This window comes from Streptomyces sp. NPDC059142, from assembly GCF_042755665.1.
Classification (GTDB): Bacteria; Actinomycetota; Actinomycetes; order Streptomycetales; family Streptomycetaceae; genus Streptomyces.
Window position 1 is genome coordinate 18,145 of the sequence record NZ_JBHZDA010000026.1, and the last position, 14,432, is coordinate 32,576.

At 72.9% G+C, this 14,432-nt stretch carries 13 protein-coding genes; 10 read left to right on the forward strand and 3 right to left on the reverse strand.

Annotated features, from left to right (window positions below; translation table 11 throughout):
• Nucleotides 1–33: 33 nt before the first annotated feature.
• Nucleotides 34–2,295 carry an MMPL family transporter gene (locus ACFXPK_RS12795; RefSeq protein ID WP_384994519.1) on the forward strand — a complete coding sequence of 754 codons (2,262 nt, stop codon included), beginning with the start codon at nt 34–36 and terminating at the stop codon, nt 2,293–2,295.
• A gap of 144 nt (nt 2,296–2,439) precedes the next feature.
• On the opposite strand, the gene ACFXPK_RS12800 is transcribed toward ACFXPK_RS12795, so the two are convergent.
• Entirely contained in the window at nt 2,440–2,889 is a 450-nt protein-coding gene (locus ACFXPK_RS12800; RefSeq protein WP_385074618.1) for an SsgA family sporulation/cell division regulator, read from the reverse strand.
• A gap of 257 nt (nt 2,890–3,146) precedes the next feature.
• Here ACFXPK_RS12800 and ACFXPK_RS12805 point away from each other — a divergent pair, with 257 nt between their 5' ends.
• The 6 genes from ACFXPK_RS12805 (at nt 3,147) to ACFXPK_RS12830 (ending at nt 8,902) form a co-directional block, all read left to right on the forward strand.
• Complete coding sequence (locus tag ACFXPK_RS12805) at nt 3,147–4,205, forward strand: energy-coupling factor ABC transporter permease (protein WP_385074620.1); 1,059 nt, start codon at nt 3,147–3,149, stop codon at nt 4,203–4,205.
• Nucleotide 4,206: 1 nt separating this feature from the next.
• Complete coding sequence (gene cbiQ / locus ACFXPK_RS12810) at nt 4,207–4,968, forward strand: cobalt ECF transporter T component CbiQ (RefSeq protein ID WP_385074623.1); 762 nt, start codon at nt 4,207–4,209, stop codon at nt 4,966–4,968.
• Nucleotides 4,969–5,006: 38 nt separating this feature from the next.
• Nucleotides 5,007–5,786: an energy-coupling factor ABC transporter ATP-binding protein gene (locus ACFXPK_RS12815; RefSeq protein WP_384994566.1), complete on the forward strand. Its 780-nt coding sequence runs from the start codon at nt 5,007–5,009 to the stop codon at nt 5,784–5,786.
• A 130-nt stretch (nt 5,787–5,916) separates the two neighbouring features.
• Complete coding sequence (locus ACFXPK_RS12820) at nt 5,917–7,158, forward strand: serine hydrolase domain-containing protein (protein ID WP_385074625.1); 1,242 nt, start codon at nt 5,917–5,919, stop codon at nt 7,156–7,158.
• Nucleotides 7,109–7,978 carry an SDR family NAD(P)-dependent oxidoreductase gene (locus ACFXPK_RS12825; RefSeq protein WP_385074627.1) on the forward strand — a complete coding sequence of 290 codons (870 nt, stop codon included), beginning with the start codon at nt 7,109–7,111 and terminating at the stop codon, nt 7,976–7,978. The genes ACFXPK_RS12820 and ACFXPK_RS12825 overlap by 50 nt, the downstream gene beginning before the upstream one ends.
• Before the next feature lie 165 nt (nt 7,979–8,143).
• Nucleotides 8,144–8,902, forward strand: coding sequence for a hypothetical protein (locus tag ACFXPK_RS12830; RefSeq protein WP_385074630.1), 759 nt, complete (start codon nt 8,144–8,146; stop codon nt 8,900–8,902).
• 14 nt (nt 8,903–8,916) lie between these two features.
• Here the strand turns inward: ACFXPK_RS12830 and ACFXPK_RS12835 are convergent, their stop codons facing one another.
• Nucleotides 8,917–9,945 carry a DUF1259 domain-containing protein gene (locus ACFXPK_RS12835; RefSeq protein WP_385074633.1) on the reverse strand — a complete coding sequence of 343 codons (1,029 nt, stop codon included), beginning with the start codon at nt 9,943–9,945 and terminating at the stop codon, nt 8,917–8,919.
• 197 nt (nt 9,946–10,142) lie between these two features.
• On the opposite strand from ACFXPK_RS12835, the gene ACFXPK_RS12840 reads away from it, so the two are divergent.
• Nucleotides 10,143–10,799: a TetR/AcrR family transcriptional regulator gene (locus tag ACFXPK_RS12840; protein ID WP_385074636.1), complete on the forward strand. Its 657-nt coding sequence runs from the start codon at nt 10,143–10,145 to the stop codon at nt 10,797–10,799.
• A gap of 108 nt (nt 10,800–10,907) precedes the next feature.
• On the opposite strand, the gene ACFXPK_RS12845 is transcribed toward ACFXPK_RS12840, so the two are convergent.
• Nucleotides 10,908–12,578: a putative glycoside hydrolase gene (locus ACFXPK_RS12845; RefSeq protein ID WP_384994540.1), complete on the reverse strand. Its 1,671-nt coding sequence runs from the start codon at nt 12,576–12,578 to the stop codon at nt 10,908–10,910.
• A gap of 223 nt (nt 12,579–12,801) precedes the next feature.
• Between ACFXPK_RS12845 and ACFXPK_RS12850 the strand changes: the two genes are divergently transcribed.
• Together ACFXPK_RS12850 and ACFXPK_RS12855 are read left to right on the forward strand one after the other, a co-directional pair.
• Nucleotides 12,802–13,812 (forward strand): polysaccharide deacetylase family protein, encoded by a 1,011-nt coding sequence (locus ACFXPK_RS12850; RefSeq protein ID WP_385074639.1) that lies wholly within the window; start codon nt 12,802–12,804, stop codon nt 13,810–13,812.
• A gap of 207 nt (nt 13,813–14,019) precedes the next feature.
• Nucleotides 14,020–14,427: a YciI family protein gene (locus ACFXPK_RS12855; RefSeq protein WP_384994545.1), complete on the forward strand. Its 408-nt coding sequence runs from the start codon at nt 14,020–14,022 to the stop codon at nt 14,425–14,427.
• Nucleotides 14,428–14,432: the final 5 nt, after the last annotated feature.

Here is a 14,432-nt window from a genome sequence, read left to right on the forward strand (position 1 = left end):
TCATTCCCTCCATAGACCCGGGAGTACGCCCTCGTGGCCACGTTCCTCTACAAGCTCGGACGGTTCGCCTTCCGGCGCCGCCGCTATGTCGCCCTCGTGTGGGTGGCGCTGCTGGCGCTCGCCGGAGTCGGCGCCGCCACCGCGTCCACCGCCACCTCCAGCTCCTTCTCCATACCGGGTACGGAGGCACAGAAGGCCTTCGACCTGCTGGAACAGCGCTTCCCCGGGGCCGGCGCCGACGGCGCGACCGCGCGCGTCGTCTTCAAGGCCCCCGACGGCGAGAAGATGACCGACGCCGCCAACAAGGCCGAGGTCCAGAAGATCACCGGCGAGCTGAAGAGCGGCTCCGACCAGATCGCCGCGGTGACCGACCCGTATCTCACGAGGGCCGTCTCGCAGGACGGTACGACGGCCTACCTCTCCGTCTCGTACAAGGTCGACACGGCGAGGCTGACCGACGCGACCCGGACCGCGCTCGAAGAGACCGGCGGTGACGCGCGGGACCGGGGGATGACGGTGGAGGTCGGCGGGGACGCCCTCCAGGCGGAGCCCGCGATCGGGGGGATCACCGAGGTCATCGGTGTGGCGCTCGCCGCGGTCGTGCTCCTCGTGACCTTCGGCTCGCTGGTCGCGGCCGGACTGCCGCTGCTCACCGCGCTCGTCGGGGTCGGCGTCTCCATCGCCGTGATCACGGCGCTGGCCAGCCCTCTCGACCTGGGCACGAACTCCTCCGCCCTCGCGATGATGATCGGCCTCGCGGTCGGTATCGACTACGCGCTGTTCATCGTCTCGCGGTACCGCGCCGAGCTGGCCGAGGGCAGGGAGCGCGAGGAGGCGGCGGGACGGGCCGTCGGCACCGCCGGATCCGCCGTCGTCTTCGCCGGTCTCACCGTCGTGATCGCCCTCGCGGGCCTGGCCGTCGTCAACATCCCCGTCCTCACCAAGATGGGCTTCGCCGCCGCCGGCACGGTGGTGCTGGCCGTGCTCATCGCGCTCACCCTCGTCCCGGCGGCGCTCGGTTTCGCCGGCGCGCGGATCCACGGGCGCAAGGCCCGCGCCGCGATGGAGGGCCGGGACGGGGCGTCCGCCGATGGGGAGTCCGCCGGGGAGAAGCCCAACATGGGCACCCGCTGGGCCCGCTTCGTCCTGCGCCGCCCGGTCGCCGTACTGGTCACCGCGGTCCTGGGCCTCGGCGTCGTCGCCCTGCCCGCCACCTCCCTGGAACTGGGCCTGCCCGACGACGGCTCGCAGGCGCCCAGCACCACCCAGCGCAAGGCGTACGACCTGCTCTCCGACGGGTTCGGGCCCGGGTTCAACGGGCCGCTGATGGTCCTGGTCGACGGCAAGGCCGAGAACAACGCCAAGGCGGCGGCCACCGAGGTCACCGAGCAGGTGAAGCAGTTGCCGGGCGTCGCGGCCGTCACGCCCGCCACGCTCAACAAGGCCGGTGACACCGCGACCATCACGGTGATCCCCAAGGACCGTCCGTCCTCGGCCGGGACCGAGGAGCTGGTCCACTCCATCCGGGACACGGGCGGCACGATCAAGGCGGATGCCGGGGCCGATGTCCTGGTCACCGGGGCCACCGCGATGAACGTGGACTTCGCGCAGAAGGTGAACGACGCGCTGATCCCGTATCTCGCACTCGTCGTCGGCCTCGCGTTCCTGCTGCTGATGGTGGTCTTCCGGTCGGTCCTGGTGCCCCTCAAGGCGGCCCTCGGCTTCCTGCTCTCCGTCGTCGCCACCCTCGGCGCGGTCGTCGCGGTCTTCCAGTGGGGCTGGCTGGGCGCCCTGTTCGGGGTCGAGCAGACCGGCCCGGTGATGGCGCTGATGCCGATCCTCATGGTGGGTGTGGTCTTCGGCCTCGCCATGGACTACGAGGTCTTCCTCGTCACCCGGATGCGGGAGGCGTACGTCCACGGGGAGCGGCCCGCGGAGGCGGTCGTCACCGGCTTCCGGCACAGCGCGCGGGTGGTCACGGCGGCCGCGGCCATCATGATCGCCGTCTTCGCGGGCTTCATCGGCGCCGGCGAGTCGATGATCAAGATGATCGGCTTCGCGCTCGCGTTCGCCGTTCTCGTCGACGCGTTCGTGGTCCGTATGGCCATCGTGCCGGCCGCGCTCGCGCTGCTGGGCACGAAGGCCTGGTGGCTGCCGCGCTGGCTGGACCGGGCGCTGCCCAACGTGGACGTCGAGGGCGAGGCGCTGAACAAGCACGGTGCGGACGCCCCGAACGGTTCCGGCGGTGGTCCCGACGGCGGCTCGGGCACCGACCGTGAGCTGGTGCGCGTCTGAGTCACCCCTCCAGCTCCGGGGCCGCCGCAGGAGCGGCAGGCGGCCCCGGACCGCGCCGGCGCCGTGGGGACGGGAGCCGGAGCAGGTGAGCGGCCCGGTCCGTACCCCCTGGGAAGGGGCGTACGGGCCGGGCCGCTCGCCGTGTCAGGTGTGGGGCAGAGGTCTCGCCTCGGCCGGTTCGGTGAGTCCGGTCAGCTCGGACGCGGTCCCCGGCTCGATGTCGTGGCGCTCCTGCCCCGCCGGGACCATCGCGTACGAACGCTTCAGGAACCGGCGCAGCGCCGCGGAGTCGAACTGCACCACCGCCACCCCGTCCGGCGAGTGGAACTCCACGACGGTCTGGGCCCGGCCGCAGGGCCACACCTGGACGTCGCCGTCACCGGACGGCATCCGCAGACCGGAGTCGAGGAGGTCGCGGGCGAAGGCCCAGACCACCTCGCCGCGCTCGCGGTCCTGGGAGACCTCGGGCGGGAAGACGATACGCAGGGCGAGCGGATCGGCGCCGTCGTAGCGGAGAGTGACAGGGACGGTCCTGAGATAGGGGGAGTTCGTGACGATACGGGCTTTGGCCGGCTGCTCGACGACGGGAGACATCGACTCGCGCCTCCTTCAGCATTATCGGACTTTTAACTCTTAAGCGTACATATGGGACTCCGCAAGTGGTGCGGATCCATCGAGATCGTCCGGACCGGATCCGCCGGGGCTGTCGCGATCGGTCCGGGTGCCGACGGGGTCGGCCGGGAGTGGCGGGCGCGGGAGGGGCGGCCGGTGGGGTTTCCGGGGTCGCGGCTGAAATCGCATAGCGTCCGCTCTTGCAACTTGTTCGCAAGAGGGCAGTATCATCAGGCGCCATGCATGTCCCCGACGGATTCATCGACCTGCCCGTCTCCGCCGCCACCGGTGTCGTCGCCGCCGCCGCCGTCGCGGTCGGCCTGCGCGGCGCGCGCCGCGAACTCGACGAGCGCACCGCGCCGCTCGCCGGACTCGTCGCCGCCTTCATCTTCGCCGTACAGATGCTGAACTTCCCCGTCGCCGCCGGGACCAGCGGCCATCTGCTGGGCGGGGCGCTGGCCGCGATACTCGTCGGCCCGTACACCGGCATCCTCTGCGTCTCCGTCGTCCTGCTGATGCAGGCCGTCCTCTTCGCCGACGGCGGGCTCACCGCGCTCGGCGTGAACATCACCGACATGGCCGTGGTGACCACGGTCGTCGCGTACGCCCTCTTCCGGGGCCTGGTCACCGTCCTGCCCCGCACCCGCCGCTCGGTGACCGCGGCGTCGTTCGCCGCCGCGCTCGTCTCCGTACCGGCGGCGGCGCTCGCCTTCACCGGCCTGTACGCGATCGGCGGCACGTCGGACGTCCCGCTCGGAGAGACGCTCACCGCGATGGTCGGCGTGCACCTGCTCATCGGGATCGGCGAGGCCGCGATCACCGCGCTGACGGTCGGCGCGGTCATCGCCGTACGCCCGGACCTGGTGCACGGGGCGCGCGGGCTGACCGCGCCGCTCAAGCTGCGGGTGGGCGGGGAACTGGTCGACGCGGCGCCCGCGGCCCCCGCGGTCGCCCCCGCGCGCCCGACCCGTACGGTCTGGGCGGCGGGCCTGGCCACCGCCGTCGTCCTCGCCGGATTCGTCTCCTTCTACGCCTCCGCCGACCCCGACGGACTGGAGAAGGTCGCCGCCGACCAGGGCATCGACAAGAAGACCGAGGAACACCACACCGCCGGCTCCCCGCTCGCCGACTACGGCGTCAAGGACATCTCCGACGCGCGGATCTCCGGCGGCCTCGCCGGGGTGATCGGGGTGGGCGCGACGGTCGCCGTGGGCAGCGGGGTCTTCTGGGCGGTACGCCGCCGCCGTACCGCGACCGCGTCCGGGGGCACCGCCTCCGTCCCCCCGGAAACCGCCTGACATGGGCGCCGGTCACGCGCACCGCCTCTACCGGCACGGTCACTCGCCGGTGCACGCCCTGCCCCCGCACTGCAAGCTCGCCGCCGTCTTCTGCTTCGTCCTCGTCGTGGTCTCCACCCCGCGCGCCGCCGTCTGGGCGTTCGCGCTGTACGCGGCGCTGCTGGCCGGGGTCGCCGCCGTGGCCCGGATCCCCGCCGGGGTCCTGCTGCGGCGGATGCTGATCGAGGTGCCGTTCGTGGCCTTCGCGGTGCTGATGCCGTTCGTGGTGCCCGGGGAGCAGATCCGGGTGGCGGGCGTCCCGCTGAGCGTGCCCGGCCTCTGGGACGCCTGGAACGTCCTGGCGAAGGGCACGCTGGGCGTCGCCGCCTCCGTGATCCTCGCCTCCACGACCGAACTGCGCGCCCTGCTGCTCGGCCTCCAGCGGCTGCGGCTGCCGCCGCTGCTGGTGCAGATCGCGTCCTTCATGATCCGGTACGGCGATGTCATCACCGACGAGATGCGCCGGATGTCGATCGCGCGGCGCTCGCGCGGCTTCGAGGCGCGGGGCGTCCGGCAGTGGGGCGTGCTCGCCAAGTCGGCGGGGGCGCTCTTCATCCGCGCGTACGAGCGCGGGGAGCGCGTGCACCTGGCGATGGTGAGCCGGGGGTACACGGGCACCATGCCGGTCATCGACGAGGTGACGGCGTCGCGGGCGCAGTGGACGTACGCCGCCGCGCTCCCGGTGACGGCGCTCGCGGTCTGTCTGCTTGGCTGGACCCTATGAGCGCGGACCCTGTGAGCCCGGACCCTGTGAGCCCGGAGATGACGAGCCCGGAGCCGACGAGCCCTCCCCCGTCCCTGGAGGTGGCCGGACTGGCGTACGCCTACCCCGACGGCCACCAGGCCCTCTTCGGCGTCGACCTGCGGGTGGCGCGCGGCGAGCGGGTGGCGCTGCTCGGTCCCAACGGCGCGGGCAAGACCACGCTCGTCCTGCATCTCAACGGCATCCTCACGGCGGGCGCGGGGAGCGTCGCCGTCGCCGGGCTGCCCGTCGGGAAGCGGCATCTCGCCGAGATCCGGCGCCGGGTCGGCATCGTCTTCCAGGACCCGGACGACCAGCTCTTCATGCCGACCGTACGGGAGGACGTGGCCTTCGGCCCGGCCGCCGCCGGACTGCGCGGCCCCGAACTCGCCGCGCGGGTGGCCACCGCGCTGGCCCGGGTCGGGATGGAGGCGTACGCGGACCGGCCGCCGCACCATCTCTCCTTCGGGCAGCGGCGCCGGGTGGCGGTGGCGACCGTCCTCGCGATGGAGCCGGAGATCCTCGTCCTGGACGAACCGTCGTCCAACCTGGATCCGGCGTCGCGGCGCGAACTCGCCGACATCCTGCGCTCGTTGGACATCACCGTGCTGATGGTCACACACGATCTCCCGTACGCGCTCGAACTCTGCCCGCGCTCCGTGATCCTGAGCGACGGCGTCATCGTCGCGGACGGTCCCACCGGTGAACTCCTCGGTGACGAAGCGCTGATGGGGGCGCATCGGCTGGAGCTGCCGTTCGGTTTCGACCCCCGGTCCGTACGGGCCCGCACGCCAGGTTAAGAGTCGGTTTCGCGGCGGCTTTCCGGCCCCGGGCCCGTTGTGCCGGATCGTGTCGCACCCCGTGCCCGTTGCACCATAGAGGGGGTCGTGCCGACGGGGCGCGACGGGAGACACGGGCAGGGGTACGGGCGTGGACGTCCAGGGCACGGTGGCGGCGGGCTTCGAGCCGGTCAGGGACGCGTTCGTACGGAACTTCGAACGGCTCGGTGAACGCGGGGCGGCGGTCGCCGTCTACCGCGACGGGCAGAAGGTCGTCGACCTGTGGGCGGGCACCCGCGACGCCGACCCCGGCGAGGACCACGGCGAGCAGCGGACGGCGGCCCCCTGGGCGCTGGACACCGCGCAGGTGGTGCACTCCGCGACGAAGGGCATCGCCGCCGCCGTACCGCTCCTGCTGCACCAGCGCGGACAGATCGACCTGGACGCGCCGGTCGGCACGTACTGGCCGGAGTTCAAGGACGCGGGCAAGGAGCGGGTGCTCGTCCGGCACCTCCTCGCGCACCGCGCCGGGCTGCCCGTGCTCGACCGTACGCTCACCCCGGCCGAGGCCATGGACGGCGAGTCGGGCCCGCGCGCGCTCGCCGCGCAGCGCCCCCTGTGGGAGCCGGGCACCGACCACGGCTACCACCCCCACACCTACGGCTGGCTCGTCGGCGAACTGGTCAAGCGGGTCACGGGACGCACCGTCGGCCGCTGGATCGCCGAGGAGATCGCCCGTCCGCTGGGCCTGGACTTCTGGGTCGGGCTGCCCGGGGAGGAGGCCCACCGGGTCGGGCGGACCGCCAGGATCGAGGAGCCTTCGGTGGTCGGCGGGGCGCTGCGGCTGCGGCCCAAGCGGTCCGTGACGGAGGCGTACAGCGATCCGCGGTCGCTGACGCGCCGCGCCTTCGACATCGTGGAGCCGCGCTTCGACGAGAACGACCCGGTGTACCGCGCCGCCGAACTCCCCGCCTCCGGGGGCATCTCCACCGCCCGCGCGCTGGCCCGGTGCTACGCGGCGATGATCGGCCCGGTCGACGGCCACCGGCTCTTCGCCCCGGCCACCCTGACCCTGGCGCGCACGGAGGAGTCCGCGGGCCCGGACCGGGTCCTCGTCGTCAACACCCGCTTCGGACTGGGCTTCATGCTCCACGGCCCGGCCGCCCCCCTGCTGGCCCCGGGCTCCTTCGGCCACCCGGGCAGCGGCGGCTCGCTGGGGTTCGCGGACCCGGAGTCGGGCATCGCCTTCGGCTACGTCACCAACGGCCTGCGCAGAGGAGTGACGGCGGACGCCCGGCCCCAGGCCCTGGTGCGGGCGGTACGCGCGGCGACATCATCGCCGGATGGAGCAGCCGAGGAATCACCCGCGGAATCGGACGAACGGGCAAGCTGAGACGGCAGCACGGCCGGCGGCACGGGGAGGGCCGCGCCGCTTCGAGGGCCACGGCGTCCTCATCACCGGAGCCGGCCGGGGCATCGGCGAGGCGACCGCGCGCCGCCTCGCCGACGAGGGCGCCCGCGTCCTCGTCACGGACCGGGACGAGCGGCGCGCCGCGACAGCGGCCGGGACCATCCCGGGGGCGGTGGCCCTCGGCTGCGATGTCGCGGACCGGGCATCGGTGGAAGCGGCGGTCGCGTACGCCGTCGAGACCTTCGGCTCCCTCGACGTCCTCGTCAACAACGCGTACTCCTGCACCCCGGACGCCCCGCTCTTCGAGGACGAATCCGACCAGAACTGGGCCCGTGACCTGGACATCACCCTGACGGGCGCGTTCCGTTGCGCCCGCGCCGCACTGCCGCACCTGGTGGCGTCGGGCCGGGGCGCGATCGTCACGATCGGCTCGGTCAACGGCGCCCAGGACTTCGGCAACCACGCCTACAGCGCCGCGAAGGCCGGCCTGACCGGCCTGACCCGCACCCTGGCAGGCCACGCGGCACCGCGCGGGGTACGCGTCAACCTGGTGGAACCGGGAACGGTCCGCACCGACGCGTGGGCGGGCCGCGACGCCGAACTGGACCGGGTGGCGGCCCACTACCCGATGGGACGGGTGGGCACGCCGCAGGACATCGCGGCGGCGGTGGCGTTCCTGGCGTCGGCGGACGCGGCGTGGATCACGGGGGTGACGCTGCCGGTGGACGGCGGGATCCTGATGGGCAACGTGGAGTTCCGGCGAGCACTGGGCCCGGTGGCGCGGCCCCGTTCGGACGGCTGAAAAGGGTGAGAACTCCGGCGGCCGGGAGGGGCCAGGCCCTAGGGTGGCCCCGTGCGTTGATCTCCCGGGCGGCGGCCCAGCACCGCCGCGGACGGTACGGGCGGCCCCGTGGACACGGGGCCGCTCCGTCGGCATCCCCGTCACCCCATCACCGGAGAGCGCGTCATGACCACTCGGCACCCCCTCACCTACGACGCCTTCGTCGCCCTCGCCCTGGCCGATCCCGCCGTCGTCGGCCTGGTCCTCAAGGGGTCCCGCGCCCACGAGGGCATGATCACCGGCCACTCCGACCACGACCTGTACGTCGTCCTCGCGGACGGCGCGACGACGGACCTCACCCGCTTCACCGGGCACCGCACCCCGGAACTCGACCTGGTCGTCCTCACCCTCGACGCCTTCCGTGGAGCCGGAACGCCCGGCTTCGAGCGGTACGCCCTGGCCCGCGCCCGGGTGGTGGTCGACCGCCTCGACGGGGAGATCGGGCGGATCCTGCGCGACAGGACGCGGCTCGGCGCGGACGAGGCGTTCCGGGACGCGAGCGGATGGCTGGACGCGTACGCCAACTCCCTCTACCGCTCGGTCAAGAACGACCGCGACGGACAGGCGCTCGCGGCCCGGCTCGACGCCGCCGACAGCGTCCGGTTCCTGCTGGAACTCCTCTTCGCCCTGGACCGCCGCCCCCGTCCGTACAACAAGTACCTGGAATGGGAGCTGGCGCGCTTCCCGCTGCCCGGCTGGGACACCGCCGCGCTGCTCGCCGGCGTGGACCGGATCGCGGCCACGGGGGAGGTGTCCGCACAGCGCCGCCTCTTCGCCCGGGTCGAGGAGGTGTCCCGGCGGGCCGGGCACGGCGCGGTGCTGGACGCGTGGGGTGAGGACCTGGCGCTGATGCGGCCGGGGGAGGGGCACGGCGCGGGTTCGTGAGGGCGGGGCGGGGCTCAGTTCTCGACGGGGGCGACGTTGGTGGCGTCCACCGCGGGGCGCAGTGCTTTGGCGAGTTCGACGCCGTCGCCCACGGCCCAGAAGTGGGTGAAGAAGAGGCGGGGCTCCTCCGACAGCGCGTGGTTGTGCAGTTCGACGAGGCTGACCCCGCTGTTCCGCAGCAGTGAGTGCACGGTCTGGACCTCCGAGGCGATCATGACGAAGTCGCCGTTGACCGCGGCCCGGCCGCCGCCCAGGGGCTGGAAGTTGAAGGCCGAGGTGGAGCCCACGCCCGCCGGGAGGGCCATGCCGTTCTCGACGATCGTCTCGCGGCGGGCGAAGACGGCCTTGTAGATCCCGCCGTCGTTGACGCCCTCGGTGCCCAGGACGTCGTCCATCGCCTTGACGTCCAGGTCGAGGGGCGGCGGCGACTCCGGCGGCCGTGCGGGCGGTGTGGCGGTGGCGTCGAACGCGGCGCGGAAACCGCGGGCCATGGCCACCGGTTCGTGGCCGTGGACGTGCACATGGGTCCACCAGACGTCGGGTTCGTGCGCGAGCAGATGCTTGTGGATCGCGGTCTGGGCGATGCCGTGCTCGATGAGCGCGTCGCTCACCGGCTGCAACTCGTCCTCGGTGACGGTCATGTCGCCCATGGCGAGCGTGGTGCCGTCGGCGTAACGGATGAATCCGATGTGCGAGGCGAGGGCGAGCCCGGGGGACACCCTGACCCCCTGGGAGACCACGTGCAGGTCGTGGCGGGGGAAGCGGGTGCGGTACATGACGTCGTTCAGCAGGCTGCCCGGCCGGCCCAGGGCCTTGGCGACGCCCTTCCACTCCGCCGGGGTGGTGGCCACGGGCCGTACCGGCTCCGGCGCGGGCTCCGTGCCGTGCTTGCGGCCCGAGCCCCCCGCCGTCGCGGCCAGGGCGGGGCCCGTACCCGCGGCGGCCAGCACCGGTGCGAACGCGGCGGCGACCAGGAGCCGGCGCCGTGGTGTCGTGGCCAGGTCGTGTCCGGCCCCATTTTCTTGCGATCTTCTGTCTGTCATATGAACACCTCCGCGTCGGATGAGACCACGGCGGAGGCGACGAATCGCGGTCCGCCGGGCGGTGCCCGACATGTGGGGCGAAAGTCCCGCCGAACGGTCGAGTACCGCGCCGCCGTCGCGAGACACGGCGCCATGATCCGCTCGGCCGGTTCCGGGTCCGGCCCGGCCGCGCGGGTGGCCTGGGGTACCTTGCGGAGGTGACCGGAGCGGCAGCCTCGCGCGGGCGTATCGACAAGCGGCAGGCCATCCTGGACGCCGCCTTCGCGGTCTTCGCGCGTCACGGGTACGAAGGCGCGTGCGTGCAGCGCATCGCCAGGGAGGCGGGCGTCGCGAAGCCGACCGTGTACAGCCATCTGACGGACAAGGAGAACCTGTTCCGTCAGACGGTGCTGGCGGCGGCCGACGCGGTGATGGCGGACCATCTCGCCGTCATGGACCGGCTCCGCGCCCCCGGCGCCGATCTGCGCGCGGCCCTGGAGGACACGGCGTACCGCCTGCTCCTGATATGCGGCGGCGAACGCGCCCGCGCGCTGCTTCGGCTGACGTACGCCCAGGTCACGGGCTTCCCCGAGCTGACCGACGCCGTCCAGGACCGTACCGGCAGCCGGCTCACCGAAGCCCTGGCCGACCGGCTGGCCCGTCTCTCGCTCGCCGGCCGGCTGCGCCCCTGCGACCCGGCCGTGGCGGCGGAACAGCTCCTCGCGCTGCTCACGGCCCCGGTGGAGGCGCGTACCCGGCTGGGCACCCGCGAGGTTCCGGCGGCGGAGACCCGGGCGGTGGCGAAGGCGGCGGTCGACACGTTCCTGCGGGCGTACGGTCCGGAGCCGGGCGGCCCCGCCGCACCGGTGGCGTAAGCACTCCGCCCGGGGCGTAGGCACTCCGCCCGGAGCACGACGGGCGTGACGGGGCCCGGACCGGATCTCCGGCCCGGGCCCCTCGGGACTCCTTCCAGCGGCGGCGCGTCAGTGCGCGACGATCTGCTGGAGCGCCGCGCCCTGGTAGCGCGCACCGGCGTTCCAGAGGATGAAGGAGTGCATCTTGTTGGCCTCCGCGGCCTTGATCTGCTCGGCCACCTGGGCCGGCCCGTAGGTGCTGCCCATCGAGAAGTCCTGGAGCCACGGGACGATCTCGGTCTGGGTGCCCTTCGCCAGACGGCCGAAGTCGGCGAGCGAGCGCTGCACGATCGCGTACGGCGCGGTGTCGGGGTTGGCGACGCCGTACTCACCAGGACCCCAGTGCGACGGGTAGACCATCGGCGCGATGTAGTCGCTGACCTTGACCAGGGCGCCGATGTCCTGGGCGATCTCCAGGGGCCGGGTGGCCGCTATGCCGAAGACGGAGACACCGAGGTACGTGGCGTGCGGGCGCAGCGCGGCCCGGGTGTCCGCGACGAACGAGGTGATGGACTGCTCGGGCGTGGCGGACCCGATGCCCGGGAACCGCATCTTCGACAGCGGGCCGTCGGGGCGGCGCACGTAGTCGTAGAGGATGTCGTCGAAGCCGAGCTGGGCCGCCTCGACGGCGAGGTCCTGGTTGTACTTGCGGACCGCCGGGTCCGCGAAGTTGGTGAAGGACAGGTTGCCGTAGTGGCCGCCGTTGTACGCCTGCCCGTCAGGGGTCTGCACGACCTGGTCGTGCTTGCCGGCCTTCCAGGCCGCCGCGCCGAGCTTGGGGTCACGGAAGGCGACGATACGGCCGATGACCTGGGCGCCCGCGGCGTGCAGCTCCGCGATCGCCTTGCGGGCGTCGTAGTACCCCTTGGCCGCGCCGATCTGACGGGCCATCGCCACCTGGGAGGCGTAACCGACCTCGCCGTCCTCGTCCTTGATGTCCAGCTCCACGGCGTTGAGCTTGCCGCTGCGGACCAGCGCGAGGATGTTGTCGTGCAGGGTCTTGTCGCCCCAGCCGATGGCCGTGATGTGCGCGGCGCGGATCATGGGGCGCCGCCCCCGGGTGGACACGGTCCTGGTGGTGGTGTTCCCGGCGCGGTCCACGGCCTTCACCGTCACGGAGGGGGTGCCCTTGGGCACCGAGATCGAGAAGGTCCCGCTCTTGTCGACGGGAACCTCCTTGCCGTCGACGGTCACCTTCGCGTCGGTGGAGGCACGGCCGGTGACGGTCACCTTGGCGTCGGCGGCGGCCTTGCCGGTGGCGTTCACGGGGGAGGCGACGTTCTTGATCTCGGGGTCGGCCACCTTCAGAGAGGGGGCCTTGGTGTCCACGGTGAAGCCCACGACCTTCTGGTACGAGGCGAAGGGGAGACTGCTGTCACCCTCCACCACCAGGGTGTGCCGGCCCTCGGTCAGACGGGGGAGGCCGAGCTTCAGACGGGCGCCCTCGGCCGTGACCGGGACCACCTTGCCGTCGAGCGTCGCGTGCACCTTGTCCTTGCGGCCCGCGGCCTTCGCGTTGAGGTACGCGGTGACCTGCGCGGCCTTGCGCCCGTCGAGGAAGGCACCGTCGGCCAGACCCTGCACACCCGGTCCCGGCGTGAGGAAGGTCCAGGCCCCGACACCGGCACCGGCGAGGGAGAGCGCCCCGGCCATCGCTATCAGGGCGCGGCGGCGGGCGGGACGGGGGGGACGGTAGGAGGAGGCCGAATTCGATATGAAACGCGTCTTGGTGACCATCATGCGCCCTTCGTGCTGTGTCCGGGCCTGCCGCCGCTGCGGCGACGCTCGGTGGTGACTCCATTGATTGCCCGGCCGTCGGGCCCCCCTCCTGTCTCCGGCCGGATTTCACACGAACGGCCGCGAACGCCCCCGGCGTGGTGGCTGCGCCATACAGGCGACGGTGCGGTACGGGGGCTTCCGCCGCCGGTAAGGATGCCGCGACACGTTCGCCTTGGAGGCCCCCATGCGTCACCCGCTCGTACCGCTCTGCGCCCTGGCAGGCGCCGTTCTGCTCTCCTCGGGCTGCTCCCCGGGATCGTCCCCGGCCGCCGGAGGGCGGCAGGCCGCCGCCTCCCCGGCGGCGGCCGGCCATGTCGCCGTCAAGGACCCGGCCAGTGTCGGGGTCAATGAGCTGGGCCAGGTGCCGGTGCTGATGTACCACCAGCTCACCGAGAAGCCGGCGAGCGTCTACGACCGCACCCCGGCCGACTTCCGGGCCGAGCTCGAACGCCTCGCCCGGGAGAAGTACGTGCCGGTCACCGCCCGGGACTTCCAGACGGGCCGTATCGACATCCCGGCCGGGACCCACCCGGTGGTCCTCACCTTCGACGACTCGACCAACAGCCAGGTGCGCCTGGGCCAGGACGGAAAGCCGGTGGCGGGCACGGCCGTCGCCATCCTGGAGGAGACGGCGAGGAAGCACCCCGGGTTCAAGCCGGTGGCGACCTTCTTCGTCAACGCGGACGCCTTCTCGGCCACCGGCTCGGCCAAGGCGCTGACCTGGCTGAAGAAGCACGGCCACGAGGTCGGCAACCACACCGACCGCCACCAGAACCTGGGCTCCCTGGACCAGGCGGGCGCCGCGAAGGCCATCGCCGCCGGGCAGCAGGCCATCCTGACCGCGGGGGGCGGGGACCGGGTCACCTCCCTCGCGCTGCCCTTCGGGGCGATGCCGCAGGAGGCCGGGGTCGCCGCGAAGGGCACGGGCTACCGCTACGACGGGGTGTACCTCGTGGGCGCCAACCCCTCGGTCTCGCCGTTCGACAAGGCGTTCAAGCCCGGCGCGATCCCGCGGATCCGCTCGGCGGGCCCCAAGGACGCGGACGCCGAGTTCGGTTCGTCCCGCTGGCTGGACAAGCTGGCGGAGGGCAAGAACTGGTACGTCTCGGACGGCGACCCGAACACCGTCGCCTTCCCCCGCACGGCCCAGGACCAGGTGGCCCCGGCCTTCGCGAAGCGGGCGCGCCCCTACTAGGGCCTGTGTGGGGCGCTCCCGTGGCCGGTGGACACCCTGGACCGGGGTGTCCACCGGCCGCGGACGCCACCCGTTCGCCCCTCACGTACGGGGCCCGCACAATCCCCGGAAAAAACTTCGCGGGGCGATGTCGAGAACCCGCGTCCGGCTCCGTCCCCGGGGTGAAGGCGACCACAATGGGTCGTACGAGCACCGAGGAGAACCACGATGGCGAAGTACCTGCTGCTGAAGCACTACCGCGGCGCCCCGGCCCCCGCCAACGACGTGCCCATGGACCGCTGGAGCCCAGAGGAGATCTCGGCGCACATGCAGTACATGAACGACTTCGCGGCCCGGCTGGAGAAGACCGGCGAGTTCGTCGAGGGCCAGGCGCTCGCCCCCGAGGGGGCCTGGGTCCGCTACGACGGCGAGGGGCGCCCGCCGGTCACCGACGGACCGTTCGCCGAGACCAAGGACCTCATCGCCGGCTGGATGATCATCGACGTCGACAGCTACGACCGCGCCGTGGAGCTGGCCGGAGAGCTGTCGGCCGCCCCGGGAGCGGGCGGCAGGCCGATCCACGAGTGGCTGGAGGTGCGCCCGTTCCTGTCCGCGCCGCCCACCATCACGGAGTGACCTCG